The sequence below is a fragment of the Streptomyces racemochromogenes genome (genome assembly GCF_039535215.1).
In the GTDB taxonomy this organism is placed as follows: Bacteria; Actinomycetota; Actinomycetes; order Streptomycetales; family Streptomycetaceae; genus Streptomyces; species Streptomyces racemochromogenes.
In genome coordinates, this window is sequence record NZ_BAAAWT010000001.1 from 1,676,313 (window position 1) to 1,702,041 (window position 25,729).

Genomic DNA, 25,729 nt, shown 5'->3' on the forward strand with positions numbered 1-25,729 from the left:
GAAACGGATCACCCATGAGAGGGAATCTTCAGGCGAAAGCCGTTTCGGTGAGCCAGGCGGCTTCGAACTCGCCGGAGGCGACGATGACGGCGGGTCCGGTCATGTCGACGCGGCCGTCGGGGTGTTCGGTGATGACGAGGGTGCCGCCGGGCAGGTCGACGGTGTACGAGACGGGCTGACCGGTCTCGGCGGGGTCGGCTCCGTCCCGGCGGATGGCGGCGACGGCGACGGCGCAGGCGCCGGTGCCGCAGGAACGGGTCTCGCCGGAGCCGCGCTCGTGGACGCGCATGGCGACGTGCCGCGGGCCGCGGTCGACGACGAACTCGACGTTGACCCCCGTGGGGTAGGCGGAGGCGGGGCTGAACGGCGGGGGGCTGTACAGGTCGCCGGCGTGGTCGAGACTTTCAACGAACGCGACGGCGTGCGGGTTCCCCATGTTCACGTTGCGCGCGGGCCAGGTGCGCTCGCCGACGGAGACGGTGACGTCGCCCTCGGGGAGCAGGGCGCGGCCCATGGAGACGGTGACGTCGCCGGTCTTGTCGAGGTGGACCTGCTTGACGCCGCCGCGGGTGGCGACGGCGAGGTCGCCGGGCTCGACGTGCCCGGCGTGCTGGAGGTAGCGGGCGAAGACGCGGACGCCGTTGCCGCACATCTCGGCGACGGAGCCGTCGCTGTTGCGGTAGTCCATGAACCACTCGGCCTCGTCGGCCATGTGCGCGGCCTCGGGGTGGGCGGCGGAGCGGACCACGTGCAGCACACCGTCGGCGCCGATGCCGGCCCGGCGGTCGCACAGGGCGGCGACGGCGGTCGGGGGCAGGTCGACGGCGTTGTCCGGGTCGGGGACGATCACGAAGTCGTTCTCGGTCCCGTGACCCTTGAGGAAGGAGAGGGTGGTGTGCGTCACCCGCCCATGGTACCGAGCGGTCCACGGCCGTGGCCTGCGGGATCAGCATGCGGTCAGGCCGGGTCCGCCGGGGGGTGGCGGCCGGGCGGCGCGGTCAGCGCAGCCGGGCCACGCGGTACACGGCGAGTGCTACGACGGCCAGCGCGACCAGCGCGTACAGCGCGGCCATCCGCCAGTCGGGGCGGCGGCCGCTGCCGCGCGGCGGCAGCCCGGGCCAGGTGTAGCCGACGCGGCGCGCGGCCATCATGCCCCAGCCGCCCGCGCAGGAGCTGATGAGGAAGCCGAGCATGGCGACGACGGCGCCCCCGTCCCCGAACTCGAAGGCGAGGGGGAAGGCGAACATCAGGGAGCCGGCGGCGGCCAGCATCACGATGGGGGCGATCTGCCAGATGCGCAGGCGGCGCTGTGGGCGCAGCTCGACCTCGAACTCGGGGCCGGCGGCCGCCTCCGTGCCGGGCTCCGGGGCGTCGGGGCCGTCGGGGCTCAGCCGGGCCGGTTCGGCGGGCAGGCCGAGACCGTCGGCGGCCGTGTCGGCACTCCCGGCACTCCCCGCGCTCCCGGTGCCGCCGGGGCCCGCCGGGGCGTCCGGCGTGCCGGGACCGGCGGGCACGCCAGGCTCGCCTGGCCCGCTTCGGAGCATCGGGTCCGCTCCCCGCCTGGTGTCGTCCCGCCCCGTGTCACGAGGGCCGGCCTCCATAGCCACGCGCCCTCCCCACTCGGACTTCGTACGCCACTGTTCAGAAGTTTGATGATGGCACGGACCCGGGCCCGCAACGGGCACACGGGGCTTCCCGATGCAATCACGTGATCAGGCTGTGACCGCTCGTTCGACCAACGACTGCGCGAGTCCGGGGAGTTCCCCCCGGTCGGCGGCGGCTCCGCTGAGCCAGTGCACGCGGGGGTCGCGGCGGAACCAGGAGTCCTGGCGGCGGGCGAAGCGCTTGGTGGCGCGCACGGTCTCGGCCTTGGCCTCGTCCTCGGTGCATTCGCCCGCGAGGGCCGCCAGTACCTGCTGGTAGCCCAGGGCTCGGGAGGCGGTGATGCCGTCGCGCAGGCCCTGGGCCTCCAGGGCGCGGACCTCGTCGACCAGGCCGTCGTCCCACATGCGGTCCACGCGCAGTGCGATGCGCTCGTCGAGTTCGGGGCGGGCCACGTCGACGCCGATCTGGACGGTGTCGTAGACGGACTCGTGGCCGGGCAGGTTGGCGGTGAAGGGCTTGCCGGTGATCTCGATGACTTCCAGGGCGCGGACGATACGGCGGGCGTTGCTGGGCAGGATCGCGGCGGCGGCGGCCGGGTCGGCGGCGGCGAGGCGGGCGTGCAGGGCACCGGGGCCGCGGAGGGTGGCCTCCTCCTCCAGCCGGGCCCGTACCTCGGGGTCGGTGCCGGGGAACTCCATGGCGTCGAGGGCGCCGCGGACGTAGAGGCCGGATCCGCCGACGAGGACGGGCGTGCGGCCCTGGGCGAGCAGCTTGTCGATCTCGGCGCGGGCCAGGCGCTGGTACTCGGCGACGCTGGCGGTCTCGGTGACGTCCCAGATGTCGAGGAGGTGGTGCGGGACCCCGCCGCGCTCCTCGAGCGTCAGCTTGGCGGTGCCGATGTCCATCCCCCGGTAGAGCTGCATGGAGTCGGCGTTGACGACCTCGCCGTCGAAGTGGCGGGCCAGGGCGACGCCCAGGTCGGACTTTCCGGCCGCGGTGGGACCGACGACGGCGATGACCCGCGGGGCGGGGGCTGCATTCCTCACCGACACAGTCTCGCAGCCCCCGGTCAAGACACCGTCATGTACCCGATCGGGTGAGGTGACGGGGTGCGGGCGGGGTCGTTGCCCTGAAGAGGTTCCGGCCCGGCGTGCGCCTGGCGCCCCTGTGGTGGACACCGGTTCGGCCAGGGCGGAACTTCACCCGCACGAGTAACGTTATGGGAGCAGACATGGGCGTTTTTGACCGGATTTTTCGTCGCAAGGAAGAGGTAGTGGCCGAACCGGCCGCCGCCGAGGCCGGGACGGCGGAGGCGCTGGACGCGAAGACCGAGCCGGCCGTGGGGGCCGAGGAGGTCGCTGAGGTCGGGGAAGCCGGATCCGCTGCGGCCGGGACCGCCGCGGCGGAGGCCGTGGAGATCCCGAAGCAGCAGTCGGTGGAGGCGGCCGCGGACAGCGGGGCCGGCGAGGGCGCCCGCACGTAGTCACGCCACTGGAAGGTGACCCATGGGGTTCATGGACAATCTGAAGGCCAAGCTCGCTCCGGCGAAGGAGAAGGTCGGCGACCTCGCGCAGCAGCACGAGGGCAGGATCGGCGAGGGCCTGGACAAGGTCGCCAAGGTCGTGGACTCCAAGACCCATGGCAAGTACAGCGCCCGGATCACGACCGGCGCGGACAAGGCCAAGGACGCCCTGGGCAAGATCGCGCACAAGGACACCCCCGGCGGGCCGACGCCGCCGGCCGCTCCCTGACGCGGTACCGGAGGGGCGCGGGACCGGACGGTCCCGCGCCCCTCCGTCGTACGGCGTACGTGCCTGCGGGCGGGCCCCGCGCCCGCGCCGGCTACGACCAGGCGGCCACGAAGTAGCCGACGCCGTACGGGGCGTCCTCGTACAGCAGCCGGCCGTCCAGGCCCGCGCCCTCCGCGGCCCCGGCCAGCACCTGCCACGGCGCCCGGCCCGCGGCCAGCAGCTCGGCGGCGAGAGCCGGGTCCAGCGCGGCGAGCGCGCCGGTGTCGGCGGCGCCCAGGGCGCGTCCGGCGGCGGCGTCGAAGGCGGCGGCCCGTTCGTCCAGGTAGCCGGGGGCCTTCAGGGTCCGGCAGGCGCTCCCGTCGCCCATGACCAGCATGGCCACCCGGTCCGCGGAGCGGCCCAGGTCCGCGCCCAGCAGGCCGCAGCCGCTCGTCGGGAGGTCCTCGGCGACGGCCACCCCGGCGACCGGGGCCGCCGCCCAGCGGGCCTGCCCGAGCAGCCAGCCGGCCACCGCGAGGGAGGGCGGGAGGACGGCGCCGGTGACTTCGCCGCTCGGCGGTCCGGCCGGGTCCGGGCCCAGGGTGACGGTCAGGTCCACGCCGAAGCCGGCGAAGCCGCCGGGGGTGCCCTGGTCGTAGCCACCGCCCTCGGCCGCCGCACCGACCACGACCAGCAGGTCGGGCCGGGCCGCGGCGAGCACGGCCAGGGCGTCGGAGCAGGCGGTACGGGCGTCGCCGAGTTCGGCGGCGGCGCCCGCGGCGACCTCCGGCACGAGGAGCGGCGGGGCGGGGCAGACGGCGGCGGCTACGAGCATGATCCGCAGCCTAGCCGCCTCCGCCCTCCTCCGGTCAGTCGATCGCGCAGCCCGAGACGGCCGGCGGCAGCGGGGCCGGGACGCCGATGGACGGGATGCCGAGCAGGACGCCCGCCGGCTGCGCCGGGGCGGCGTTGCGCTTCTCCCAGGCGTCCCCGGCGCGGGTGCGGCGCACGGACTGCGTGGGGCCCTCGGCGAGGAGGTGGTGCGGGGCCGCGTAGGTGATCTCCACGGTGACCACGTCGCCGGGGCGGACGTCCTCGTCGGGCTTGGTGAAGTGGACGAGGCGGTTGTCGGGCGCGCGGCCGGACAGCCGGGCGGTGGCGCCGTCCTTGCGGCCCTCGCCCTCGGCGACCATGACCTCCAGGGTGCGGCCGACCTGCTTCTTGTTCTCCTCCCAGGAGATCTCCTCCTGGAGGGCGACCAGGCGCATGTAGCGGTCCTGGACGACCTCCTTGGGGATCTGCCCCTCCATCTCCGCGGCCGGGGTGCCGGGGCGCTTGGAGTACTGGAAGGTGAAGGCGCTGGCGAAGCGGGCCTCGCGCACGACGTGCATCGTCTGCTGGAAGTCCTCCTCGGTCTCGCCGGGGAAGCCCACGATGATGTCGGTGGAGATCGCGGCGTGCGGGATCGCGGCGCGGACCTTCTCGATGATCCCGAGGAAACGCTCCTGCCGGTACGACCGGCGCATTGCCCGCAGGATCGGGTCCGAACCCGACTGGAGCGGCATGTGCAGCTGCGGCATCACGTTCGGGGTCTCGGCCATGGCGGCGATGACGTCGTCGGTGAAGTCCTTGGGGTGCGGGGAGGTGAAGCGGACCCGCTCCAGGCCCTCGATCTGCCCGCAGGCGCGCAGGAGCTTGCTGAACGCCTCGCGGTCGCCGAGGTCGGAGCCGTAGGCGTTGACGTTCTGGCCGAGCAGGGTGATCTCCGAGACGCCCTCGGCGACCAGGGCCTCGACCTCGGCGAGGATGTCGCCGGGGCGGCGGTCCTCCTCCTTGCCGCGCAGCGCCGGGACGATGCAGAAGGTGCAGGTGTTGTTGCAGCCGACGGAGATCGAGACCCAGGCGGCGTACGCGGACTCGCGGCGGGTCGGGAGGGTGGAGGGGAAGGCCTCCAGCGACTCGGCGATCTCGATCTGGGCCTCTTCCTGGACGCGGGCGCGCTCCAGGAGGACCGGCAGCTTGCCGATGTTGTGCGTGCCGAAGACCACGTCGACCCAGGGGGCCTTCTTGACGATGGTGTCGCGGTCCTTCTGGGCGAGGCAGCCGCCGACGGCGATCTGCATGCCGGGGCGCTTCGTCTTCATCGGGGCCAGCCGGCCGAGGTTGCCGTACAGCTTGTTGTCGGCGTTCTCGCGGACGGCGCAGGTGTTGAAGACGACCACGTCCGCGTCGCCGTCGGAGCCCTCGGGCGCGCGGACGTAGCCGGCGTCCTCCAGCAGACCGGAGAGCCGCTCGGAGTCGTGCACGTTCATCTGGCACCCGTAGGTGCGCACCTCGTAAGTTCCCTTGGGGTCCACCACTGCCGTGCTCCGGTCGCCGCTGCTGGTCATGGAACAAGGGTAGGCGGTGCCGGAGGGCCCTCCGGTCGCCCGGTGTCCCCGCCCGGACCGGACCGGCCGTGACAGGCGGGCGGGGCGGGTGGGAGGATCCCGTCATGCCCCTCGTACCTCCCCGCATCAGCCGGCGCCGCCTCCTCCTGGGCCTGGTCGCCGTACTGGCCGTGCTCGGGGGGCTGCTGTGGTGGCCGAAGCCCTTCTGGGAGCCGGAGCTCAAGGGCGGGCTGACCTTCAGCACGGGGGTGCGTACCGGTGTGTACCACCGCTACGGGCAGCTGCTGGAGGGGGCGCTCGCGCAGGACATGCCGGGCGTCAAGGTGCGTCTGGAGCCCAGCGAGGGTTCGCAGCAGAACCTCCAGCGGGTCGCCGCCGGGCAGGCCGACTTCACGATCGCCACGGCGGACGCGGTGTCCAAGTACCGGGCCGACGGGAAGCCGGGCGCCGACCGGCTGCGCGGCTGCGCACGGCTCTACGACGACTACGTGCAGCTGGTGGTGCCGGCGGGCTCGCCCGTGCAGTCGGTCCGCGACCTGCGGGGCAAGCGGGTCGCGGTGGGGCAGGACGGCTCCGGGGTCAGGCTGGTCTCGGAACGGCTGCTGAAGGCGGCCAAGCTGGATCCGCGCAAGGACATCAGCCCCGTCGGGATCGGCATCGACACCATGCCCGCCGAGCTGGAGGCGGGGCGGATCGACGCCTTCTTCTGGTCGGGCGGGCTCCCGACGAACGCCGTGCACGAGCTGTCGGAGCGCTTCGACATCCGGCTCGTGCAGCTGGGCGACCTGGTCGAGCAGCTCCAGGCCAGCGGCAGCCCGGCCCGGTACTACCGCGCCGCGGTGATGCCGCAGGACGCGTACGCGCGGGCCCGCAACACCTCGGCGGTGGCCACGCTGGCGGTGCCGAACCTGCTGGTGACCCGGGAGGACACGGGCACGGAGCTGACCGAGCAGTTCACGCGGACGGTGATCCTCAGCCGGGACCGGATCGGGCACGAGGTGCACGCCGCGCAGCTGGTGGACCTGCGGACGGCGATCTACACGGACCCGCTGGACCTGCACGAGGGGGCCCGGCGGTACTACCGCTCGGTCAAGCCGTAGGCAGCAGCATCATCGCGGCGGCGGCCGCGCCGATCAGTCCGGCGTGGGTGCCGAGGGTGGCCGGGACGACCCGGAGGCCCTTGACGAAGGACAGGGTCGCGTACGAGGCCAGGTGCCGCCGGATCGGTTCGAAGAGGGTGTCCCCGCTGGCGGCGACCCCGCCCCCGATCACCGCGATGTCGGTCTCGACCAGGGTGGCGGTGGCCGCGATGGCCGCGGCCAGGGCCCGCCCGGCCCGGTCGAAGGCGGCCAGCGCCACCGGGTCGCCGGCCGCGGCGGAGGCGGCGACGCCCGCCGCGGTGGGGTCGGGGCCGGTCCAGCCCTGGGCGAGGGCCCAGCGGGCGATGGCGGTCCCGGAGGCGAGGGACTCGACGCAGCCGTGGCCGCCGCAGACGCACCGCTCGCCGTCGAACGCGACGCTGATGTGGCCGATGTGACCGGCGTTGCCGGTGGGACCGGGGTGGAGCTGGTTGTTCAGGATCAGCCCGCCCCCGACCCCGGTGGAGACCACCATGCACAGGGCGTTCGCGTGCCCCCGGGCGGCACCGAGCCAGTGCTCGGCGGCCGTCATGGCCACGCCGTCGCCGGCCAGGACGACCGGGATCCGGGCCCCGTGCGCGGCCAGCTCGGCGGCGGTCCGCTCCTGCACGGGGAACTCCCGCCAGGCCCCGATGTTGACCGGGCTCACGGTGCCCCGCGAGGTGTCCACGGGGCCGGCGCTGCCGATGCCGCAGCGGACGGCCTCCCCCCACAGGGGGTCCCGCGCCAGGTCCGCGACGACCTCGGCGACCGCCGCCATGACCCCGTCGGCGTCCGTCCCGCGCGGGGTGGGACGCCGGGTGACCGCGGTCATCGCGCCGTCGGGGTGGACCAGCGCCCCGGCGATCTTCGTGCCGCCGATGTCGATCGCCACGGTCGGTCCGGCGACGGCGGCCGCGGCGGCGCCGCGCGGCACGGGCAAGGCTGAGGTGGGGGTGGTCACGGAGGCGCTCCTGCCAGGGGGTCGGATTTCAGTATGCCGCCGCCGGAGGGGCCGTACTCCCGCGGGGTTCCCGCCGGCGCGGCTCGCTCCCCCGGCCCGGGGCGGGCCGTCGGCTAGGAGCTCCTCGGCCGCGAGCCGCCCGAACCCGGCGGTGTCACGGACGCGGTTCCGGCCGCCCGGCGGCAAAGGCGCTGTTGACCGGGCCCCGTGCGGCCGGGCAGTTTGGGGGCGTCCGGCGCATTCCCCGAGAACCCGGGACCCTGCCATGCACCGCACCCTGCGCTTCGGCGTCAACTACACCCCGGCACGCGGCTGGTTCCACCACTGGCTGGACTTCGACCTCGCCGAGGTCGGGGCCGACCTCGACTCGATCGCCGCCCTGGGCCTGGACCACGTACGGGTGTTCCCGCTGTGGCCGCTCTTCCAGCCCAACCGCGCGCTGATCCGGCCGCGCGCCGTCGAGCAGCTCGTCGCCCTCGCCGACGCGGCCGCCGCGCGCGGGCTCGACGTCGCCGTGGACGGCCTCCAGGGACACCTGTCGAGCTTCGACTTCCTGCCCTCCTGGACGCGGACCTGGCACCGGCGGAACCTCTTCACCGACCCGGAGACCGTCGCGGCACAGGAGGAGTACCTGCGCACCCTCGCCGCCGCCCTGGCCGGCCGGCCGAACTTCCTCGGGATGACGGTGGGCAACGAGATCAACCAGTTCTCGGGCCCCCCTCACCCCGACCCCGACCCCGTCACCCCCGAGCAGGCCGGACGCTGGCTGGAGCGGATGCTCGCCGCCTGCGAGCGGGGCGCCCCGGGACGGCCGCACGTGCACGCCGAGTACGACGCCGCCTGGTACCAGGACGGGCACCCCTTCACCCCGGCCCAGGCGGCCCGGCTGGGCGCGGCCACCGCCGTGCACTCGTGGGTGTTCAACGGCACCGCGCAGCGCCACGGCCGGACCGGGACGGCCACCGAGCACCACGCGGCGTACCTGGTCGAGCTGTCGAAGGCCTGGGCCGAGGACCCGGCGCGCCCGGTGTGGCTCCAGGAGGTCGGGGCGCCGGCGCCGCTGATCCCCCCGGAGCACGCCGCGCGGTTCACGGCCGCCACGCTGGAGGCCGCCCTGGACTGCCCCGGGCTGTGGGGGGTGACCTGGTGGTGCTCGCACGACGTGTCCCGGGAGCTCGCGGACTTCCCGGAGTTGGAGTACGGCCTGGGCCTGCTGACCAACGACCGCCGGCCCAAGCCCGCCGGGACCGTCCTGGCCCGCGTCGCGGCGGCCTGGCGGGGCCGCGAACACCGCCCGCCCGTACGCGACACCGCGCTCGTCCTGGACGAGTCCCGCGGCCGCTCGGCCTGCGCCCCGGGCGGCCCGTTCTTCGAAGCCTGGGCCGCCCTGACGGCGCGGGGCGCCCGCCCGGCGGTGGTCCTGTCCGACCGGGCCGAGGAGCCGGACCACCTTGTGGGCCGGGGCATCGCCCGGGTGCTCCGCGTCGAGGACGTGGACTGACGGCCCGCCCCCGGCCGCCCAGCCCGCCCCGCCTTCGCCCGTCCCCGGCCGCCCCTCCCCCGGCCCCACCCCCGCCCGAGCCGCACCGTGAGGAGCCCCCGATGTCCGACTCCGGCCACGCCCCCTTACGCCCGGCCAGACGCACCCTCCTGGCCGCCGCAGCCGCCGCAGCCGCCACCGCCTCCGGAGCCCCGCTCCTCGGCGCACCCACCCCGGCGGCGGCCGCCGCCGCCCCCGCCACCCCGCCCGGCGGCGACCTGACCCCGTACGCCTCCTACTGGTTCCCCGGCTCCCTCCCCCACGGCACCCCCGCCCCCGGCGTCGTCTGGCGCTCGCTCGGCGACTGGAGCCCGGAGTCGGACCCGGACCTCGCCCACAACACCGCGACCGTGCCGCTCGCCCCGCGCTTCACCCCCGTGCCCGCGCACCGCGGTGCCCGCGCCGGCCAGGCCCGGATAGCGGCGCTGGTCTCGTTCGGGCCGACCTCCGGCAATCCCTCCCAGGGCTCGGCGACCGCAGACCACTACGCCCTGACGCACTGGGCCTACCTCGACGAGCTGGTCTTCTGGGGCGGCTCCGCCGGCGAGGGCCTCGTGCTGGCCCCGAACGCGCCCGTCGTCGACGCCGCCCATCGCAACGGGGTCCGGGTGCTGGGCAACGTCTTCCTGCCGCCCGTCCCCTACGGCGGCGACCTCCAGTGGACGCGCGACCTGGTGCGCCGGGAGCCCGACGGCCGGTTCCCGGTCGCGGAGCAGCTGGTCCGGGTGGCGGTGGCGTACGGCTTCGACGGCTGGTTCGTCAACGCCGAGACGGACGGCGGGGACAGCGTCCTCGCCACCCGCATGCGGGAGTTCCTGCGGGCGCTGCGGGCGGCGGGCTCCCCGCACGGGCTGCGCATCACCTGGTACGACGCGATGAACGTCACCGGCCGGGTGGGCTGGCAGGGCGCCCTCAACGCGCTCAACCAGGAGTTCTTCCAGGACCGTTCGGGACCCGTCGCGGACACGGTGTTCGTGGACTTCCGCTGGACGGCGCGCACCCTCGCCGACTCGGGCGCCCTCGCCGGCCGGCTCGGCCGCAGCCGCCACGAGCTGTGGGCGGCGGTGGACGTGGAGTCCAGGGGCTGGGACTCCGCCGTCGACTGGGACGCCGTCGTCCCGCGCGACCGCGACCACGTGGTCAGCTTGGGCCTCTACCGGCCGGAGTGGACCCGCGACCACCTCGCGGACCGCTCCCCCGGCGCGTTCCACCGCGCCGACGACCGGTTCTGGACGGGCGAGTCGGGGGACCCGTCCCGGCCGGCGCCGCAGGCCGCCTGGCGGGCGCCGGCGACGTTCACCGCGGACCGCTCCACGGTCGCCGGGCTGCCGTTCGGCTGCTCCTTCAACACCGGGCACGGGCTGCGCTGGTACGAGGGCGGCGCTGTCACCTCCGAGGAGCCGTGGAACCACCTGGCGCTCCAGGACCGGCTCCCGGGCCGGCGCTGGGTGGTGGACACCGCCGGGGCGCGCCCGTCGGTGACCCTGGACTTCGCGGACGCCTGGCGCGGTGGCTCCAGCCTGCTGGTGGCGGGGGCGCTCACCGCCCCGGTGGCCGTGGGCCTGCACTCGACGCGCCTGCCCCTGCCCGGCTCGGCGGTCGCGGAGCTGGTCCACGCTGGTGCCGGCGCCGGGCCGGTGTCCGTGGAACTCGGCGTCGCCGTCCGCGAGCCGTCCGCCCCGGGCGCGCCGGTGCCGTACACCTGGCTGCCGGCCGGCACGGCGGGCCCCGGCCAGGGCTGGCGGACCTCCCGCGTGCCCCTCGCGCGCCTGGCCGGGAGGACCGCGTACGCCCTTGCCGTACGGATCACCGCGCCCGCGAAGGCGGCGGTGTCCTGGCGTCTGGGGGCCCTGACGGTACGCGACACCACCGCGCGGCGGCCCCCGGCCCCGCCCTCGCACCTGAGGGTGGAGGCCGTCTGCGGGCAGGGCGCCGGCCGTGCGGCGCTCCGCCTGCGCTGGGACCGGGCGGCCGGGCCGGTCCGGCACTACGAGCTCCACCGCCTCCTCCCCGACGGCACCCGCCGCTACCTGGCCGGCACCTGCGCGGCCGCCCTCCACGTCCCCTTGCTCGTCCGGGCGGACGGGGAGCGGGCGGCCGTCCTGGAACTCCGGACGGTGGACGAGACGTACGCCGCCTCCCCGGCGGCCCGTACCGAACTGCCCTGGCCCTAACCCTCCTGGGGGTCGGTGCGGGGCACGGCCACCGTGACGCGCAGCCCGTGCGGCGGGTTCGTCTCGTAGGAGATGGATCCGCCGCCCGAGGCGAGCAGGGCGCGGGAGATCGACAGGCCGAGACCGGAGCCCTTCACGTTCTGGTGGCGGCCGCTGCGCCAGAAGCGGTCGCCGACGCGCAGCAGCTCCTCCTCGGTCAGGCCGGGCCCCCGGTCGGCGACGACGACGAGCGCGCTGCGTCCCTCGGCGGAGACCGACACCTCGACCTGCTCCCCGGCGGGGGTGAACTTCAGGGCGTTGTCGATGACGGCGTCGAGGGCGCTGGACAGGGCGATGGGGTCCGCCCAGCCGGTGACGGCGCTGCGGCCCGCCTCGGTGAGCCGTACGCCCTTCTCCTCGGCGTAGGGGCGCCAGGCGGCCACCCGTTCGGCGGCGAGCTCGCCGATGTCGGTGAGCCTGATCTCGGCGGAGGCGTGTTCGGCCAGCGCCAGGTCCAGCAGGTCGTCCAGGACCTGGGCGAGGCGTTTGCCCTCGGTGCGCACGGAGGCGATCTCCTCGTTGCCCTCGGGGAGTTCGAGGGCGAGGAGCTCGATGCGCAGGAGCAGTGCGGCGAGCGGGTTGCGCAGCTGGTGGGAGGCGTCCGCCACGAACGCCCGCTGCTGCTCCAGTACCTCTTCGACGTTGTCGGCCATCTCGTTGAACGACCGGGCCAGGCGTCTGAGTTCCGGCGGGCCGCTCGCGGCGGCGACGCGGGAGTTCATCCGTCCGGTGGCGATGCCGTGGGCGGCGGCGTCCAGGGTCCGCACGGGCTTGAGCACCCAGCTGGTCAGGCGCAGGGCGGCGCCGAAGGCGACCAGCATGGCGGCGGCGAGCCCGGCGGCGATGACCGCCCACCCGCGCAGGGTCCGGGCGCGCATCTGGTCGGTGGGTGATTCGGTGGCGACGACGGCGACGACGTCGCCGTCGAGGACGACCGGGGAGACGACGAGGAGTTTGCCGTTGGTCTGCCAGGGCCAGACCTGGCCGGGGTCGTGGCTGCGCCGGCCGGCTAGGGCGTCGTCGAAGGCGCGCTTGCCTTCCTTGGAGTCGGGCAGCTGCCACCAGCCGGGGGCGCGGACCATGGCGTTGTCGTCGCGGTAGAAGATGCCGACGCGGACGCCGTACAGCTCCTGGTAGCGGGCGAGTTCGAGTTGGAGGGTGTTGCGGCGTTCGTCGGCGCCGGTGGCTCCGGAGCCCTCGGCGTCGATGACGAACTGCGCGAGGGCCGCGAAGCGGGCGCTGTCGTCGATGCGGTCGAGCACCACCCGCTGCTGCTGGGCGGCGGCCAGGCTGACGGCGAGCGGGAGTCCGAGCGCGATCAGGACGCCCGCCATGAGGACGACCAGGAGCGGGAGGAGCCGGGTGCGCACGGCGGGGCCCCGCTAGGGGACGGCCGGGGTGACGAGCCGGTAGCCCACCCCGCGGACGGTCTCGATGAGCGCGGGCATGCCGAGCTTGGAGCGCAGCGAGGCGACGTGGACCTCGAGGGTGCGGCCGGTGCCCTCCCAGCTGGTGCGCCACACCTCGCTGATGATCTGCTCGCGGCGGAAGACGACGCCGGGACGCTGTGCGAGCAGGGCCAGCAGGTCGAACTCCTTGCGGGTGAGTGGTACGTCGGTGCCGTTCACGGTGACGCGGCGGGTGGGCAGCTCCACGGCGACGGCGCCGAGCCGGACCGTGCCGGGGGCGGTCTCGGGGGTGGCGGCGGCCTCGTCGGCGGCGCCGGTGCGCCGGGCGACGGCGTGGATGCGGGCGAGGAGTTCCCCGGTGTCGTACGGCTTGACCACGTAGTCGTCGGCGCCCATGTTCAGGCCGTGGATGCGCGAGCGCACGTCGCCCCGGGCGGTGACCATGATGACGGGCGTCGAGGTGCGCTTGCGGATCTTGCCGCAGACCTCGTAGCCGTCCTGGTCGGGCAGGCCCAGGTCCAGGAGGACCACGCCGAAGGGCTTGGCGCCGGCCGGCAGCAGCGCCTGGAGGGCCTCCTCGCCGTTGCGGGCATGGGTCACCTGGAAGCCGTGCCGGGCGAGGATCGCCGACAGGGCGGCGGCGACGTGGTCGTCGTCCTCGACGAGCAGCAGCCTCATGGCGTCCCCCTTCCCGATTCTTCGGCTTCAGCTTCCGTACACATGGTCACCTTGCATCCACGCCCATGGCGGAGTCCCACGTCAAGAGGGTTCCGGCCTGGCGAGTCTTCCGTTATGCACCCGGTACGAGTACATCGCACCCTTCGTGGGTAGCGGGTACGGAGCGTATCGGCGCGAGGCCGTTTCGTTATGCTCAATTCTCCCTCAGATGTGCTGACGGTGTGCTCATCTCGTCACTACATTCCTCCCAACCGACGGAGGACGGAGCAAGAAGCCGATGAGCGGAGTATCAGTGACCAAGGACGTGGAGGATGCGGCCGGTGCCGCGGACGGCCTGGTCGTACTGAGCAACGTCAACAAGCACTTCGGCGCGCTGCACGTGCTTCAGGACATCGATCTGAGCATTGCCCGCGGTGAGGTCGTCGTGGTGATCGGGCCCTCGGGCTCGGGCAAGTCGACGCTGTGCCGGACCATCAACCGGCTGGAGACCATCGACTCGGGCAGCATCACGCTGGACGGGAAGCCCCTTCCGGCCGAGGGCAGGGAACTGGCCCGGCTGCGCGCGGACGTGGGCATGGTCTTCCAGTCGTTCAACCTGTTCGCACACAAGACGGTGCTGCAGAACGTGATGCTGGGTCAGCTCAAGGTCCGCAAGACGGACCAGGCGACGGCCCTGGAGAAGGCGAAGGCCCTGCTGGACCGGGTGGGCGTCGGCGCACAGGCCGACAAGTACCCGGCGCAGCTGTCCGGTGGCCAGCAGCAGCGCGTGGCGATCGCCCGGGCGCTGGCGATGGACCCGAAGGTGATGCTCTTCGACGAGCCCACCTCGGCGCTGGACCCGGAGATGATCAACGAGGTGCTGGAGGTCATGCAGCAGCTCGCCCGCGAGGGCATGACGATGGTCGTCGTCACGCACGAGATGGGCTTCGCCCGCTCGGCGGCCGACCGCGTCGTGTTCATGGCGGACGGCAAGATCGTCGAACAGGCCACCCCGGAGCAGTTCTTCAGCGCCCCGAAGAGCGACCGCGCCAAGGACTTCCTCTCGAAGATCCTGCACCACTGACGCTCTCGTCTGGTAGTGATCCGATCGACGGCTCGTGCCGTCGCCCACGACGTGTCCTGCTCGTCGTTCAACAACGTCTCACCCGAGGGAAGTTCACCATGAAGGTTCTCAAGACCGGCGCTGCTGTTGCCACGGCCGTCGTTCTCGCCCTGACGGCGACCGCCTGTGGCGGCGGCAGCAAGGACACGGCGAGCGACGCCGGTGCCTCCGGGGGCTCCAAGTCGGACAAGATCGTCATCGGCATCAAGTTCGACCAGCCGGGTCTGGGCCTCAAGACCCCGGACGGCAAGTTCGAGGGCTTCGACGTCGACGTCGCCACCTACGTGGCGAAGGAGCTCGGCTACCAGCCGGACCAGATCGAGTGGAAGCAGGCCATCAGCGCCGAGCGCGAGAACCTGATCTCCAACGGCGACGTGAAGTTCATCGCCGCCACCTACTCGATCAACGACAAGCGCAAGGCGAAGGTCGACTTCGCCGGCCCGTACTTCCTGGCCCACCAGGACCTGCTGGTCCGTGCCGACGACTCCTCGATCACCAAGGTCGAGGACCTCAACAAGAAGAAGCTCTGCTCCGTCACGGGCTCGACCTCGGCGCAGAACATCAAGAAGGACCTGGCCAAGGACGCCGACCTGCTGGAGCAGGGCGGCTACTCCGAGTGCCTCACCGCGCTGGAGAACAAGTCCGTGGACGCGCTGACCACGGACAACTCGATCCTCGCCGGCTACGCCGCGCAGGAGAAGAACAAGGGCAAGTTCAAGCTCGTCGGCCTGAGCATGAGCAACGAGAACTACGGCATCGGTCTGAAGAAGGGCGACAAGGACCTCCAGACCAAGATCAACGCCGCGCTCAAGAAGATGGTCGCGGACGGTTCCTGGGAAGCGGCCATCAAGAAGAACCTCGGCCCGGCCGGCTACAAGAACGAGCCTGCCCCGCAGATCACCGAAGGCAGCTGATTTCCCGGTGGGGTGCGTCGCCGCCCGCCCGTCCGCGGGCGGCGGCGTACTCCACCGGCCATCCTGGGGAGAGCGCAGGGCAACGTGTTCGACTTTCTTGATTCCGGGCAGTACGACCTGCTCGGAGCCTTCTGGGTGACGGTTCAGCTCACCCTCTACTCGGCGGTTGGCTCCCTCATATGGGGCACCGTCCTGGCCGGGATGCGGGTCAGCCCGGTCCCGCTGATGCGTGCCTTCGGCACCGCGTACGTCAACCTGGTCCGGAACACCCCGCTGACCCTGTTGATCATCGGAAGCTCGCTGGGCCTCAGCCAGACCCTCGGCATCAACCTCGGCGGCGAGACCTTCAAGGAGACCGGCTTCCGGCTCGCCGTCCTCGCGCTGACCGCGTACACCGGCACCTTCGTCTGCGAGGCGCTGCGCTCGGGCATCAACACCGTGCCCGTCGGCCAGGCCGAGGCGGCCCGCGCGCTGGGTCTGAGCTTCTTCCAGGTGCTCACCCTGATCGTGCTCCCCCAGGCCTTCCGGGCGGTCATCGCGCCGCTCGCCAACGTACTGATCGCGCTCACCAAGAACACCACGGTGGCCGCGGCCATCGGCGTGGCCGAAGCGGCCCTGCTGATGAAGGAAATGATCGAGAACGAGGCGGACGCGCTCTTCGCCGTGTTCGGGATCTTCGCCCTCGGCTTCTGCCTGCTGACCCTGCCGACCGGTCTGCTGCTGGGCTGGGTGGCCAAGCGAGTGGCGGTGAAGCGATGAGCTCCGTGCTGTACGACGTCCCCGGCCCCAAGGCCAAGGCCCGCAACTGGATCTACACGGCCGGTTTCCTGGCCCTGTTCGCGCTCGCCGCGTGGTGGATCCTCTCCGTCATGGCGGAGAAGAACCAGCTCGACGCCGACAAGTGGACCCCCTTCGTCACTGACGCCCGGATCTGGACCACGTACCTGATCCCGGGTCTGCTGGAGACCCTGAAGGCCGGGGCGATCGCCATGGTGATCGCGCTGCCGCTCGGCGCCCTGCTGGGTATGGGCCGGCTCTCCGACCACTCCTGGGTGCGCGTGCCGGTCGGGGCGGTCGTCGAGTTCTTCCGCGCCATCCCGGTCCTGATGCTGATGGTCTTCGGCTCGGCCTTCTTCGTGAAGTTCGTCCCCGCCGTCTCCTCGGACCTCCGGCCGCTGTACGCCGTGATCACCGGGCTGGTCCTGTACAACGCGGCCGTCATCGCGGAGATCGTCCGCGCGGGCGTGCAGTCCCTCCCCCGCGGCCAGACCGACGCCGCGAAGGCGATCGGCATGCGCAAGGGCCAGACCATGGTCTACGTCCTCATCCCGCAGGCCGTCACCGCGATGCTGCCCGCCCTGGTCAGCCAGCTCGTGGTGATCCTCAAGGACACCGCGCTCGGCGGTTCACTGCTCGGCCTCACCGAGCTGCTGGCGACGAACCGGCAGATCTCGGCGAACTACGCCAACACCATCGCCACGCTCGTCGTGATCGCCCTGATCTACATCGCGGTGAACTTCGCCCTCACCTCCTTCGCCTCCTGGCTGGAGGGACGGCTGCGGAAGTCGAAGAAGAGCACCGGCGCGGTGGTCGGCGTGGCCGACGTGAACGACATGGCCACCGGGAACAACTCGGCCGGGGCCTGACGGTCGAAACCCGCTCCGGCCCGGCCGGAAGGCCGCCGGAGGGCTGACGTAGGGTCAGTCATCGTGCGTAGCCCGTGTGGTGCGGCGGAATCCTCCGCCGCACCACACAGTGCTGTCCCGGCCGGGTGTCACTTGACGCCGGAACCTCCAGTGGGTTGCATACGTTCTGTGATCACATACCGGACATCGGGAGCCGCATCATGGACCCGGTGATCGTCGTCGGCGCGGGGCCCGTCGGGCTGTCCCTGTCCCTCGCCCTGGCCGGGCACGGCGTGCCCAGCGTGCTGCTCGACGAGGGGCCCGGCAAGGAGGAGCCACGGCCCGCCCGCAGTGTCGTGCTGCACACCGACACCGCCGCCATGGTCCACCGGCTGGGCTGTACGACCCTGCGCGACGAGGGCGCCCAGTACGCGGCCTGGCGCACCATGAAGCGCCGCCAGGAGACCCGGCGGATCACCTTCGAGGACCAGCAGCCCCCTCTGCACCTGCCGCAGCACGCCCTCGTGCGCGGGCTGCGCGCCGCCGCCGCCGCGCACCCCTTGGTGCAGCTGGTCACCGGTGCCAAGCTGGACTCCTTCGAGCAGGACGACCACGGGGTCACCGCCCGCACCCGGGGCACCGAGAGCAGCTGGTGGCGCGGCAGCCACCTGGCCGGCTGCGACGGCGCCCGCTCCACCGTGCGCAAGCTGCTCGGCATCCGCTTCCCCGGCCGGACCGCCGTCGAGCGGCGCGCCGTGGCCGCGCTGCGCGCCGAACTGCCCTGGCCGGGCGAGGCGTTGCTGCACCGCAACCCCCCGTCCGGGCCCGAGGAGATCACCGCCCGGCCGCTGCCCGACGGGGTGTGGCGGCTCGACTGGCTGCTGCCGGCGCGCGGGGAACTCGTCACGCCCGACGCGCTCGTCACCCTCATCCGGGACACCCTGGCCCTGTGGTGCGGCGGCACGACTCCCCCGTACGACCTGATCGACACCGGCGTGCACACCCTCCACCACCGGCTCGCCCTGCGCTGGCGCGACGGCCGGGCCTTCCTCGTCGGGGACGCGGCGCACCTGCTCGGCGCCGTCGGCACCCAGGGCGTCGAGGAGGGGCTGCGCGACGCGGAGAACCTCGCCTGGAAGCTGGCCCTGGCCTGGCACCAGGGCGCCTCCACGGCCCTGCTCGACAGCTACGAGGGCGAACGGCGCACCGCCGTCGCCGCCCGGCTCCGCGCCGCCGACCAGGCCGTGCCCGTACTGCGCGGCGGGGGCGGGCTGCGCACCCTGCTGCCGGGGACGGGCCGTTCCGCCGAGACCCTGCTGACCGACGGGCACCTGGGGCGCGGCCCGCTGGGCGCGCAGCCCGTGTACGCGCCGCCCGTGGCCGTACGCGAGGTCCCGACGGCGACCGAGCCGGGCGGGCCGGTGGCGAACGTGCCCGTGACCGCCCCCGACGGAGCCACCGTCCCGCTGCGCGACCTGCTGGGGCGGGGCCGGCTGCTGGTGCTGCTGGTCGCGCCGGGCACCGGGGTCTGGGACCGGCGGCACTGGCAGAGCGCCGGGGTGATGCCCCGCCTCGCGGCGGCCGTGAGCGCGCTGCCCGTCCCGGCCGACCTGCTGGTGGCCGACGCCTACCCGGGGGCGCCCGCGCACACCGTGCTGCTGGTGCGCCCGGACGGGCACCTGTCCGCCACCTTCGCGGGCGTCCGGCCGGCCGAGCTGTACGCGGCGGCCGACGCCGTCCGGGCGGGCGCCCCGGCGGGCGCCCCCGCCACACCCGCTCCCGTGATCGATTGACCGTTCTCGGGGGCACGTGGTTCACTCACGGACATGACCGGCAACGACGTACGCCTGTGGCGGAGGGTTCACATGGACCTGCTCCGCTACGCGGGCTGCGTGTGTCGCCCCTCCTGCTGATTCGCCTTCCCTCCGCGCGCCCCTGAGCCCTGCCGGCCGGCGCGCGCACCTTCGCGAACCCAGGACGGTCACCTCCATGCCTTCCCCCTTGCCCACGCACGCCCCCGCGCGCCCGTCGTCCGCCCCGACGGCGGCGGAACTCCTCGACTTCGCCCTGCGCACCGCCGCCGACCCCGAGATCGTCGACTCGCTGCCCCTCGACCCCGAGGGCCGGACCTGGATCCGGCTCGACGGTCCGGGCGGCAGCGAGGCCTGGCTGATCGGCTGGCCGCCGGGCACCGGCACCGGCTGGCACGACCACGCCGAGTCCCGCGGCGCCTTCGCCACGGCGCGGGGCCGGCTGACGGAGCACTCCCTGACGGTGCGGCTGCCCTCGGAGGGCTGGCAGAGCCTGGAGCTGGCCCCCGAAGTGGACCGCACCCGCGGCCTCGGCGCGGGCAGCGGGCGGGCCTTCGGCGAGCACCACGTCCACGAGGTGCTCAACGAGTCCGCCTCGGAGCACGCGGTGTCCGTCCACGCGTACTACCCGCCGCTCCCGCTGATCCGCAGGTACAGCCGCAGCGGTCCGGTGCTGCGGCTGGAGCACGTCGAGCGCCCGGCGGACTGGCAGTGAGCGCCGTGGGCATCGACGAGCTGCTGGAGCGGGTCCGCGCCACGTACGAGCGCATCGGCCCGCAGGAGGCGTACGAGGCGTCGCAGGACGGGGCCCTGCTGGTGGACATCCGCTACCAGGCGCTGCGCGAGCGGGACGGGCTGATCCCGGGGGCGGTGGTCGTGGAGCGCAACGAACTGGAGTGGCGGCTGGACCCCCAGGGCTCCCACCGGCTCCCGGAAGCCGTGTCGCACGACCTGCGGGTGGTGGTGATCTGCAACGAGGGCTACGCGTCTTCGCTGGCCGCGGCGTCGTTGCACGCGCTGGGGCTGCGGCGGGCGACCGACCTCACGGGCGGCTTCCAGGCGTGGCGCGCGGCGGGCCTGCCGGTTCTTTCCTGACGCGGTCCTCGCACCGCTGCGCGGGGCTGGGTCCCCTGCCCGCCCTTCCACCGTTCCCAGGGGCGCTGCCCCTGACCCCGTACGGGCGCTGCGCGCCCGTCGCCTCAATCGCCGGCGGGGCTACTTGTAGCCCCGCCGGCGATTGAGGCGCGGGGGTCTGGGGGCGGAGCCCCCAGGAGGGGTCCGGGCGCAGCCCGGGGGGCCCCGCGCAGCGGCCCCGCAGCCCCGGCACCCGCGCCGGCCCCCGGCCGAGAGGCGCCCGCGGCCCCGGTCAGGACCTGGACGTGGCCACGTCCACCGGGCGGAGTCGCAGCGCGGCCCGGCCCGGCAGGGCGGTGGCGGCCAGGGCCAGCAGCCCGGCCGCGCCGACCACCACGCCGTACACCAGCGGCAGCACCGCCGGCGCGGCCGCCCCCGTCATGCCCACGCTGAACGCGGTCAGCACGGCCAGCGAGATCCCCGACCCGAGCACCGCCCCGATCAGCAGCACGGCCAGGGCCTCCGTGCGCAGCATCCTCAGCACCTGGCGCCGCTTCGCCCCGGCCAGCCGCAGCATCGCGAACTCCCGGAACCGCTCGGCGGTGGACATCGCCAGGGTGTTGACGACCGCGATGGCGGTGAAGGCCAGCACCAGGCCCATGGCCAGCAGGTTGATCTCGGCTCCGGCGGCCTGCCGTTCGGCACGGGCCGCGTCGGCCTGCGCCGCGGACAGCACCGCGAGGCCCGGCGCGGCCAGCCGCTCCCGGCCGACGGAGGGTTCCGTCGCGACGAGCACGTTCCCGGCGAGGGGGTTGTCCACGTGCGCGGCCACCAGTGCGTGCGGCAGCGTCAGGTCGCCGAAGCCCAGGCCCCGCCCGTACACGGCGGACACCGTCAGCGTCACCGGGGTCCCGTCGCCCAGCGTCAGCTTCAGCGGGCTGCCGGGCTTCAGCCCCAGCTGGTCGGCGGCGAGTTCGCTGACGGCGGCGCTGTTCTCGCCGAAGCCGTCCAGGTTGCCGCGGGTGACCCGCGGGTCCCAGGTGCGGGTCAGGCCGGCCGGGGTGACGCCCTGGGCCGCGTACTTGGTCAGGCCGACCCGTACCGAGGTGTGCACGATCTCGGTGGCGGCGGTGACGCCCGGGGTGCGGCGGATCCGCTCGGCGGTGGCGGGGCTCACACCGGGGCCCTGCGCGGTGACGACCCACTGGGCGCGGGCCCCTTCGCGGGCCTGGGCGCGGGCGGCGTCGCCGAGGGTCGGGGTGACGAAGAGCACGGTGCAGGTCATGCCGATGAGGAGGGTGAGCGGGGTGACGGCGGAGGCCATGCGGGTGGCGTTGCCGCGCAGGTTCGCGGTGGCCAGTCGGCCGCCGGGGCCGGCCAGCCGCAGCGGGCCGGCGAGCAGCGCGGTCGCGAGCCGGACGAGGAGCGGGCCGAGCAACGACACCGCGCCGGCGAGTACCACGACGGCCAGGAAGGTCACCGGGGTGGCGGCGGGTTCGGTGCGCAGCGAGCCGAGGACGACGACCAGCACCGCTCCGCCCGCCAGCAGGAGCAGGCCCGCGAGGGTCCGGATCCAGGAGGGGCGGGGTCGTTCGACGGCGGCTTCGGCCAGTGCTTCGGCGGGGCGGATGCGGGCGATGCGGCGGCCGGTGATCCGGGCGGCGGCCCAGGCGCCGAGCAGGCTGGCGGCGACGGCGGCGAACATCGGGAAGATCCCGGCGGTGCGCTCCAGGGTGGCCGGGACGACTCCGCTGGTGACGAAGCGTCCGTGCAGCCAGGCGGCGAGGGGCAGTCCGGCGAGGGAGCCGGCGAGGCCGGCGGCGAGCCCGACGAGCAGGGCTTCGCGGCCGATCATGCGGCGCAGCTGCTTCGGGGTGGCGGCGATGGCGCGCAGCAGGGCGAGTTCGCGGTGGCGCTGCTGGACGGAGAGGGCGAAGGTGCCGACGACCACGAGGACCGCGACGAGCAGCGAGGTGCCGCCCATGGCCCCGCCCATGGAGACGAGCTTGACGCGTGCGCCTGCGGCGTCGAGGAATTCGACGGGGCCGCGGTCGTCCCCGGCGGCGACCTGTGCGGTGGCGCCCTGCGGGGTGGCGGCCAGTGCCTCCCGGACCTGTCCGGCGAGCCGGCCGGCGTCGGTTCGGGGCCGGGGCAGTACGCCGATGGCGGTGACCTGGCCGGTGCGGGCGGCGAGCCGCTCGGCCTCGGTGTCGCTGAAGAACAGGGAGGTCTGCCGGCGGAGGTCGCCGTGGGCGGTCCGGGCGATGCCGCTGACAATGTAGGTCTTCGGCTCGCCGGTGGCCTGTACGGTCAGCCGCGCTCCGGCGGCCAGTCCCGCCCGGGTGGCGAGGGTGCGGTCGACGACGACCTCGTCGCCGCCCTGGGGGGCGCGGCCCTCGGCGAGGGTGAAGGGGGTGAGGACCGCGGAGGTCCAGGCGTGCCCGTACGAGGGCCTGGCCGGGTCGGCCGGGGCCCCCAGCACCGGGACGGCCTGGAAGGTCAGCTCGGGCACGGCCCGCTCGACGCCGGGGACGGCACGTACGGTCTCCAGGGCGGAGGCCGGGAGCCAGGCCCGCTCGGCGACGGGCTTGGCCTTGTGCTTCGTCTTGGTCTTGCCCTTCTTCTCCTTGACCGTCGTCTGGTGGACGTTCTGGTCGGCGGAGACGACCACCGGGGTAGCCGCGTAGCGCTCGGTGGCGATCCGGCCTCGGAGTCCGGTTTCCAGGAGGGTGCCGCAGGCGGTGATCAGGGCCGCCGCGCACAGGAGCGCGACGAAGGCGCCGAGGAAGCCGGCTTTGCGGTCCCGGACGGTCTGAAGGGCGTAGCGCAGCATCATGCGGTCAACTCTGGCCGCGCCCCGGTTTTCGGGCACTGGAGCGCTCCGGCGTCCTCGTGCGGGGGCTACCCCCACCCCCCGGGGCCCGGCCGTCCCCGCGCTCGGGCCCGCCGCCCGGCCCTGCCTCTCGGGGCGGCCGCTCGGCCCCGCCGCCCGAGGCCGTGGCTCAGGCCCGCGGCTCGCCCCGCCGCTCAGGCCCCCCGCTCGGCCCCGCCGCTCAGGCCCGCCGCCCGGGGGCCCGGATCAGTCCCCGGGGTACCCCAGGTCGTCGGCGTCCTCGCCCTCGGCCTCCAGTGCGCGCCGGACCACCCGCAGGGCCATGCCCTCCGGGTATCCCTTGCGGGCGAGCATGCCGGCGAGGCGCCGGATCCGCTTGTCCCGCTCCAGGCCGCGGGTGCTGCGGAGCTTGCGCTCCACGAGTTCCCGGGCGGTCTGCTCCTCCCGCTCGGAGTCCAGCTGTTCCAGCGCCTCCTGGACGAGGGTGGTGTGCACCCCCTTGGTCCGGAGCTCCTGCGCGAGCGCCCGGCGGGCCAGGCCCCGGCCGCGGTGCCGGGACTCCACCCAGGCCCCGGCGAAGGCGGCGTCGTCGATCAGGCCCACTTCCTCGTACCGGGAGAGGACCTCCTGCGACACCTCCTCGGGGATGCCCCGTTTCGCCAGGGCATCCTCCAGCTGCCGCCGGGTGCGCGGCATCCCGGTGAGCAGGCGCAGGCAGATCGCCCGCGCCTGCTCCTCGGGACTCTGGGGCGGCAGCTGCTGGCGGCCTTCACGGCCGCCGCTCCTCGCTCTGCCGCCCCTCTCCTGCTCTTCCCGCACGGTCAGCTCTTGGCCACGGCGGCCTTGGCCGCGGGCTTGGCCTTCGACGCCGGGGCGGGCACCGAGGCGTCGGCCGGTGCGGCGGCAGCGGCGGGCTCGGTGCCCTCGCTGTCCTTGCGGACGCCCACGCCGAGCTTCTCCTTGATCTTCCGCTCGATCTCGTTGGCGAGGTCGGGGTTGTCCTTGAGGAAGTTGCGGGCGTTCTCCTTGCCCTGGCCCAGCTGGTCGCCCTCGTACGTGTACCAGGCGCCGGCCTTGCGGATGAAGCCGTGCTCCACGCCCATGTCGATCAGGCCGCCCTCGCGGCTGATGCCCTGGCCGTAGAGGATGTCGAACTCGGCCTGCTTGAAGGGGGGCGCGACCTTGTTCTTGACGACCTTGCAACGGGTGCGGTTGCCGACCGCCTCGGTGCCGTCCTTGAGCGTCTCGATGCGGCGGATGTCGATGCGCACGGAGGCGTAGAACTTCAGCGCGCGGCCACCGGTCGTGGTCTCGGGCGAGCCGAACATCACACCGATCTTCTCGCGGAGCTGGTTGATGAAGATCGCGGTGGTCTTGGACTGGTTCAGCGCACCGGTGATCTTGCGGAGGGCCTGGCTCATCAGACGGGCCTGGAGACCGACGTGGGAGTCGCCCATCTCGCCCTCGATCTCCGCCTTGGGCACGAGCGCCGCGACGGAGTCGATGACGATCAGGTCGAGCGCGCCGGAGCGGACCAGCATGTCGACGATCTCGAGGGCCTGCTCACCGGTGTCCGGCTGGGACAGGATGAGGTTGTCGGTGTCGACGCCGAGGGCCTTGGCGTACTCGGGGTCGAGCGCGTGCTCCGCGTCCACGAAGGCGACGGTGCCGCCGGCCTTCTGCGCGTTGGCCACGGCGTGCAGGGTCAGGGTCGTCTTACCGGAGGACTCCGGGCCGTAGATCTCGACCACGCGGCCGCGCGGCAGACCGCCGACGCCGAGGGCGATGTCCAGCGCGGTCGACCCGGTGGGGATGACCTCGATGGGGTCGTTCGGCTTGTCGCCGAGGCGCATGACCGCACCCTTGCCGAATTGCCGTTCAATCTGCGCGAGCGCGGCGTCGAGAGCCTTCTCGCGGTCGGTGCCTGCCATGGGTTCCACCCGGTTTGCTTGAGTCGATCGCTTCACGCCATTGACGCTAACGCCTGCCACTGACAATGCGCTCCCGCGCCCGTATCGGCTGTGGATAACCCATCAGAATGGATGTTCGATTTCCGTGTCAAGCGAGCCACGCCCAGCCCGGCGGGCACCGTTCCGCGCCGGGCGCGGCCCCGCTGCTACGGTCCCGGGATGAGCGGCTGGGACGCGCGCGGCGTACGCGCACGGATACGGGAGATGGCGGCGGGGGACCCGGGGCGGGAGCGTTTCGGGGCGGACACGCACCGGTACGGGCTGGTGCCGCCGGTGCCGGAGGCGGAGATCCGGGCGTTCGAGGAGTCCCACGGCATCGGGCTGCCCGGGGAGTACCGGTCCTTCGTCGCGGAGGTGGGCGACGGCCCCGCAGGACCCTGTCACGGGGTGCTGCCGCTGACCGCCCCCCGCCCGGAGGCCGGCGAGGAGTGGGCCGTGGACGACGAGTGGCAGGAGGACCGGCTGCCGGGCCGGCTCGCCCTGCCGTTCCCCCTCACCGCTCCCCTGCCCGGCCCCATCCGCGGCCCGCAGAGCGCGCTGACGGCAGGCACGCTCACGCTCGCCGAACAAGGCTGCGGCATGTTCCTCAGGCTGGTCCTGAACGGCCCCCGCCGGGGCGAGGTCTGGCAGATCGACCCCGACTGGGGCGGCTTCGTCCCGGTGAGCACCGGTTTCCGCTCCTGGTACACGGCCTGGCTGGAGAGCCCGTAGCGGTACCGCGACCGGGGCCCGCCCCGCGCGCGGGCCCCGGCG

At 73.9% G+C, this 25,729-nt stretch carries 24 protein-coding genes and 1 pseudogene; 14 read left to right on the forward strand and 11 right to left on the reverse strand.

Annotated features, from left to right (window positions below):
* Positions 1 to 28: 28 nt before the first annotated feature.
* The 3 genes from dapF to miaA all read right to left on the reverse strand — a co-directional run bounded on the left by dapF (position 29) and on the right by miaA (position 2,651).
* Entirely contained in the window at positions 29 to 904 is an 876-nt protein-coding gene (gene dapF, locus ABD973_RS07585; protein ID WP_125602840.1) for a diaminopimelate epimerase, read from the reverse strand.
* Between the two features lie 94 nt (positions 905 to 998).
* Positions 999 to 1,601: a hypothetical protein gene (locus ABD973_RS07590; RefSeq protein WP_164721084.1), complete on the reverse strand. Its 603-nt coding sequence runs from the start codon at positions 1,599 to 1,601 to the stop codon at positions 999 to 1,001.
* Between the two features lie 111 nt (positions 1,602 to 1,712).
* Positions 1,713 to 2,651 (reverse strand): tRNA (adenosine(37)-N6)-dimethylallyltransferase MiaA, encoded by a 939-nt coding sequence (gene miaA / locus ABD973_RS07595; protein ID WP_125822779.1) that lies wholly within the window; start codon positions 2,649 to 2,651, stop codon positions 1,713 to 1,715.
* A 185-nt stretch (positions 2,652 to 2,836) separates the two neighbouring features.
* On the opposite strand from miaA, the gene ABD973_RS07600 reads away from it, so the two are divergent.
* Positions 2,837 to 3,088, forward strand: coding sequence for a hypothetical protein (locus ABD973_RS07600; protein WP_125822778.1), 252 nt, complete (start codon positions 2,837 to 2,839; stop codon positions 3,086 to 3,088).
* A gap of 22 nt (positions 3,089 to 3,110) precedes the next feature.
* Positions 3,111 to 3,356 (forward strand): antitoxin, encoded by a 246-nt coding sequence (locus ABD973_RS07605; protein WP_125822777.1) that lies wholly within the window; start codon positions 3,111 to 3,113, stop codon positions 3,354 to 3,356.
* Between the two features lie 91 nt (positions 3,357 to 3,447).
* Here the strand turns inward: ABD973_RS07605 and ABD973_RS07610 are convergent, their stop codons facing one another.
* Entirely contained in the window at positions 3,448 to 4,170 is a 723-nt protein-coding gene (locus ABD973_RS07610) for a class III extradiol ring-cleavage dioxygenase family protein (RefSeq protein ID WP_125822776.1), read from the reverse strand.
* Positions 4,171 to 4,204: 34 nt separating this feature from the next.
* Positions 4,205 to 5,725 carry a tRNA (N6-isopentenyl adenosine(37)-C2)-methylthiotransferase MiaB gene (miaB, locus tag ABD973_RS07615; protein WP_125822775.1) on the reverse strand — a complete coding sequence of 507 codons (1,521 nt, stop codon included), beginning with the start codon at positions 5,723 to 5,725 and terminating at the stop codon, positions 4,205 to 4,207.
* Between the two features lie 104 nt (positions 5,726 to 5,829).
* Between miaB and ABD973_RS07620 the strand changes: the two genes are divergently transcribed.
* Positions 5,830 to 6,825 (forward strand): TAXI family TRAP transporter solute-binding subunit, encoded by a 996-nt coding sequence (locus ABD973_RS07620; RefSeq protein WP_125602845.1) that lies wholly within the window; start codon positions 5,830 to 5,832, stop codon positions 6,823 to 6,825.
* On the opposite strand, the gene ABD973_RS07625 is transcribed toward ABD973_RS07620, so the two are convergent.
* The gene (locus ABD973_RS07625) at positions 6,815 to 7,780 is read right to left on the reverse strand and encodes an ROK family protein (RefSeq protein ID WP_386382199.1); all 966 of its coding nucleotides are present in this window, start codon (positions 7,778 to 7,780) and stop codon (positions 6,815 to 6,817) included. The two genes, ABD973_RS07620 and ABD973_RS07625, sit on opposite strands and share 11 nt — an antisense overlap.
* Positions 7,781 to 8,072: 292 nt before the next feature.
* Here ABD973_RS07625 and ABD973_RS07630 point away from each other — a divergent pair, with 292 nt between their 5' ends.
* Positions 8,073 to 9,308 carry a glycoside hydrolase 5 family protein gene (locus tag ABD973_RS07630; RefSeq protein WP_345499403.1) on the forward strand — a complete coding sequence of 412 codons (1,236 nt, stop codon included), beginning with the start codon at positions 8,073 to 8,075 and terminating at the stop codon, positions 9,306 to 9,308.
* 101 nt (positions 9,309 to 9,409) lie between these two features.
* The gene (locus tag ABD973_RS07635) at positions 9,410 to 11,521 is read left to right on the forward strand and encodes an endo-beta-N-acetylglucosaminidase (RefSeq protein ID WP_345499405.1); all 2,112 of its coding nucleotides are present in this window, start codon (positions 9,410 to 9,412) and stop codon (positions 11,519 to 11,521) included.
* Here the strand turns inward: ABD973_RS07635 and ABD973_RS07640 are convergent.
* Positions 11,518 to 12,930 carry a sensor histidine kinase gene (locus tag ABD973_RS07640; RefSeq protein ID WP_125602857.1) on the reverse strand — a complete coding sequence of 471 codons (1,413 nt, stop codon included), beginning with the start codon at positions 12,928 to 12,930 and terminating at the stop codon, positions 11,518 to 11,520. The genes ABD973_RS07635 and ABD973_RS07640 overlap by 4 nt on opposite strands.
* Positions 12,931 to 12,942: 12 nt before the next feature.
* Entirely contained in the window at positions 12,943 to 13,647 is a 705-nt protein-coding gene (locus ABD973_RS07645; RefSeq protein WP_345499407.1) for a response regulator transcription factor, read from the reverse strand.
* Positions 13,648 to 13,924: 277 nt separating this feature from the next.
* Between ABD973_RS07645 and ABD973_RS07650 the strand changes: the two genes are divergently transcribed.
* The 8 genes from ABD973_RS07650 to ABD973_RS07685 all read left to right on the forward strand — a co-directional run bounded on the left by ABD973_RS07650 (position 13,925) and on the right by ABD973_RS07685 (position 20,194).
* On the forward strand, positions 13,925 to 14,710 hold the full coding sequence (locus ABD973_RS07650) for an amino acid ABC transporter ATP-binding protein (protein WP_125602859.1): 786 nt from the start codon (positions 13,925 to 13,927) through the stop codon (positions 14,708 to 14,710).
* 98 nt (positions 14,711 to 14,808) lie between these two features.
* Complete coding sequence (locus ABD973_RS07655) at positions 14,809 to 15,663, forward strand: glutamate ABC transporter substrate-binding protein (RefSeq protein ID WP_345499409.1); 855 nt, start codon at positions 14,809 to 14,811, stop codon at positions 15,661 to 15,663.
* Between the two features lie 84 nt (positions 15,664 to 15,747).
* Positions 15,748 to 16,422, forward strand: coding sequence for an amino acid ABC transporter permease (locus ABD973_RS07660; RefSeq protein ID WP_125822770.1), 675 nt, complete (start codon positions 15,748 to 15,750; stop codon positions 16,420 to 16,422).
* Positions 16,419 to 17,309 carry an amino acid ABC transporter permease gene (locus ABD973_RS07665; protein ID WP_125822769.1) on the forward strand — a complete coding sequence of 297 codons (891 nt, stop codon included), beginning with the start codon at positions 16,419 to 16,421 and terminating at the stop codon, positions 17,307 to 17,309. The genes ABD973_RS07660 and ABD973_RS07665 overlap by 4 nt, the downstream gene beginning before the upstream one ends.
* A 200-nt stretch (positions 17,310 to 17,509) precedes the next feature.
* A complete protein-coding gene (locus ABD973_RS07670; protein WP_345499415.1) occupies positions 17,510 to 19,081 on the forward strand; it encodes an FAD-dependent monooxygenase in 1,572 nt (523 codons plus the stop codon).
* A gap of 72 nt (positions 19,082 to 19,153) precedes the next feature.
* On the forward strand, positions 19,154 to 19,201 hold the full coding sequence (locus tag ABD973_RS34730) for a hypothetical protein (protein ID WP_311314449.1): 48 nt from the start codon (positions 19,154 to 19,156) through the stop codon (positions 19,199 to 19,201).
* Between the two features lie 76 nt (positions 19,202 to 19,277).
* Positions 19,278 to 19,814, forward strand: coding sequence for a cupin domain-containing protein (locus tag ABD973_RS07680; RefSeq protein ID WP_125602864.1), 537 nt, complete (start codon positions 19,278 to 19,280; stop codon positions 19,812 to 19,814).
* Positions 19,811 to 20,194 (forward strand): rhodanese-like domain-containing protein, encoded by a 384-nt coding sequence (locus tag ABD973_RS07685; protein ID WP_206436574.1) that lies wholly within the window; start codon positions 19,811 to 19,813, stop codon positions 20,192 to 20,194. The genes ABD973_RS07680 and ABD973_RS07685 overlap by 4 nt, the downstream gene beginning before the upstream one ends.
* A gap of 271 nt (positions 20,195 to 20,465) precedes the next feature.
* Here the strand turns inward: ABD973_RS07685 and ABD973_RS07690 are convergent, their stop codons facing one another.
* From ABD973_RS07690 to recA, 3 genes and pseudogenes are all read right to left on the reverse strand, one after another.
* Complete coding sequence (locus ABD973_RS07690; RefSeq protein ID WP_345499419.1) at positions 20,466 to 23,009, reverse strand: FtsX-like permease family protein; 2,544 nt, start codon at positions 23,007 to 23,009, stop codon at positions 20,466 to 20,468.
* A 243-nt stretch (positions 23,010 to 23,252) separates the two neighbouring features.
* A pseudogene (recX, locus tag ABD973_RS07695) lies at positions 23,253 to 23,915 on the reverse strand (recombination regulator RecX); the annotation flags it as partial.
* Positions 23,828 to 24,937, reverse strand: a complete 1,110-nt coding sequence (gene recA / locus ABD973_RS07700) for a recombinase RecA (protein ID WP_125604791.1) — start codon at positions 24,935 to 24,937, stop codon at positions 23,828 to 23,830. The gene recA and the pseudogene recX, both read right to left, overlap by 88 nt.
* 198 nt (positions 24,938 to 25,135) lie before the next feature.
* Here recA and ABD973_RS07705 point away from each other — a divergent pair, with 198 nt between their 5' ends.
* Positions 25,136 to 25,687 carry an SMI1/KNR4 family protein gene (locus ABD973_RS07705; protein ID WP_345499421.1) on the forward strand — a complete coding sequence of 184 codons (552 nt, stop codon included), beginning with the start codon at positions 25,136 to 25,138 and terminating at the stop codon, positions 25,685 to 25,687.
* The last annotated feature ends 42 nt before the right edge of the window (positions 25,688 to 25,729 follow it).

Coding starts and splice junctions, on each gene's coding strand:
- ABD973_RS07635 (WP_345499405.1), top strand. CDS start 9,410: ATGTCCGACTCCGGCCACGCCCCCTTACGCCCGGCCAGACGCACCCTC.
- ABD973_RS07605 (WP_125822777.1), top strand. CDS start 3,111: ATGGGGTTCATGGACAATCTGAAGGCCAAGCTCGCTCCGGCGAAGGAG.
- ABD973_RS07655 (WP_345499409.1), top strand. CDS start 14,809: ATGAAGGTTCTCAAGACCGGCGCTGCTGTTGCCACGGCCGTCGTTCTC.
- ABD973_RS07705 (WP_345499421.1), top strand. CDS start 25,136: ATGAGCGGCTGGGACGCGCGCGGCGTACGCGCACGGATACGGGAGATG.
- ABD973_RS07620 (WP_125602845.1), top strand. CDS start 5,830: ATGCCCCTCGTACCTCCCCGCATCAGCCGGCGCCGCCTCCTCCTGGGC.
- ABD973_RS07600 (WP_125822778.1), top strand. CDS start 2,837: ATGGGCGTTTTTGACCGGATTTTTCGTCGCAAGGAAGAGGTAGTGGCC.
- ABD973_RS07630 (WP_345499403.1), top strand. CDS start 8,073: ATGCACCGCACCCTGCGCTTCGGCGTCAACTACACCCCGGCACGCGGC.
- ABD973_RS07590 (WP_164721084.1), bottom strand. CDS start 1,601: ATGGAGGCCGGCCCTCGTGACACGGGGCGGGACGACACCAGGCGGGGA.
- ABD973_RS07680 (WP_125602864.1), top strand. CDS start 19,278: ATGCCTTCCCCCTTGCCCACGCACGCCCCCGCGCGCCCGTCGTCCGCC.
- miaB (WP_125822775.1), bottom strand. CDS start 5,725: ATGACCAGCAGCGGCGACCGGAGCACGGCAGTGGTGGACCCCAAGGGA.
- ABD973_RS07665 (WP_125822769.1), top strand. CDS start 16,419: ATGAGCTCCGTGCTGTACGACGTCCCCGGCCCCAAGGCCAAGGCCCGC.
- ABD973_RS07670 (WP_345499415.1), top strand. CDS start 17,510: ATGGACCCGGTGATCGTCGTCGGCGCGGGGCCCGTCGGGCTGTCCCTG.
- ABD973_RS07610 (WP_125822776.1), bottom strand. CDS start 4,170: ATGCTCGTAGCCGCCGCCGTCTGCCCCGCCCCGCCGCTCCTCGTGCCG.
- ABD973_RS07650 (WP_125602859.1), top strand. CDS start 13,925: ATGAGCGGAGTATCAGTGACCAAGGACGTGGAGGATGCGGCCGGTGCC.
- ABD973_RS07645 (WP_345499407.1), bottom strand. CDS start 13,647: ATGAGGCTGCTGCTCGTCGAGGACGACGACCACGTCGCCGCCGCCCTG.
- recA (WP_125604791.1), bottom strand. CDS start 24,937: ATGGCAGGCACCGACCGCGAGAAGGCTCTCGACGCCGCGCTCGCGCAG.
- ABD973_RS07690 (WP_345499419.1), bottom strand. CDS start 23,009: ATGATGCTGCGCTACGCCCTTCAGACCGTCCGGGACCGCAAAGCCGGC.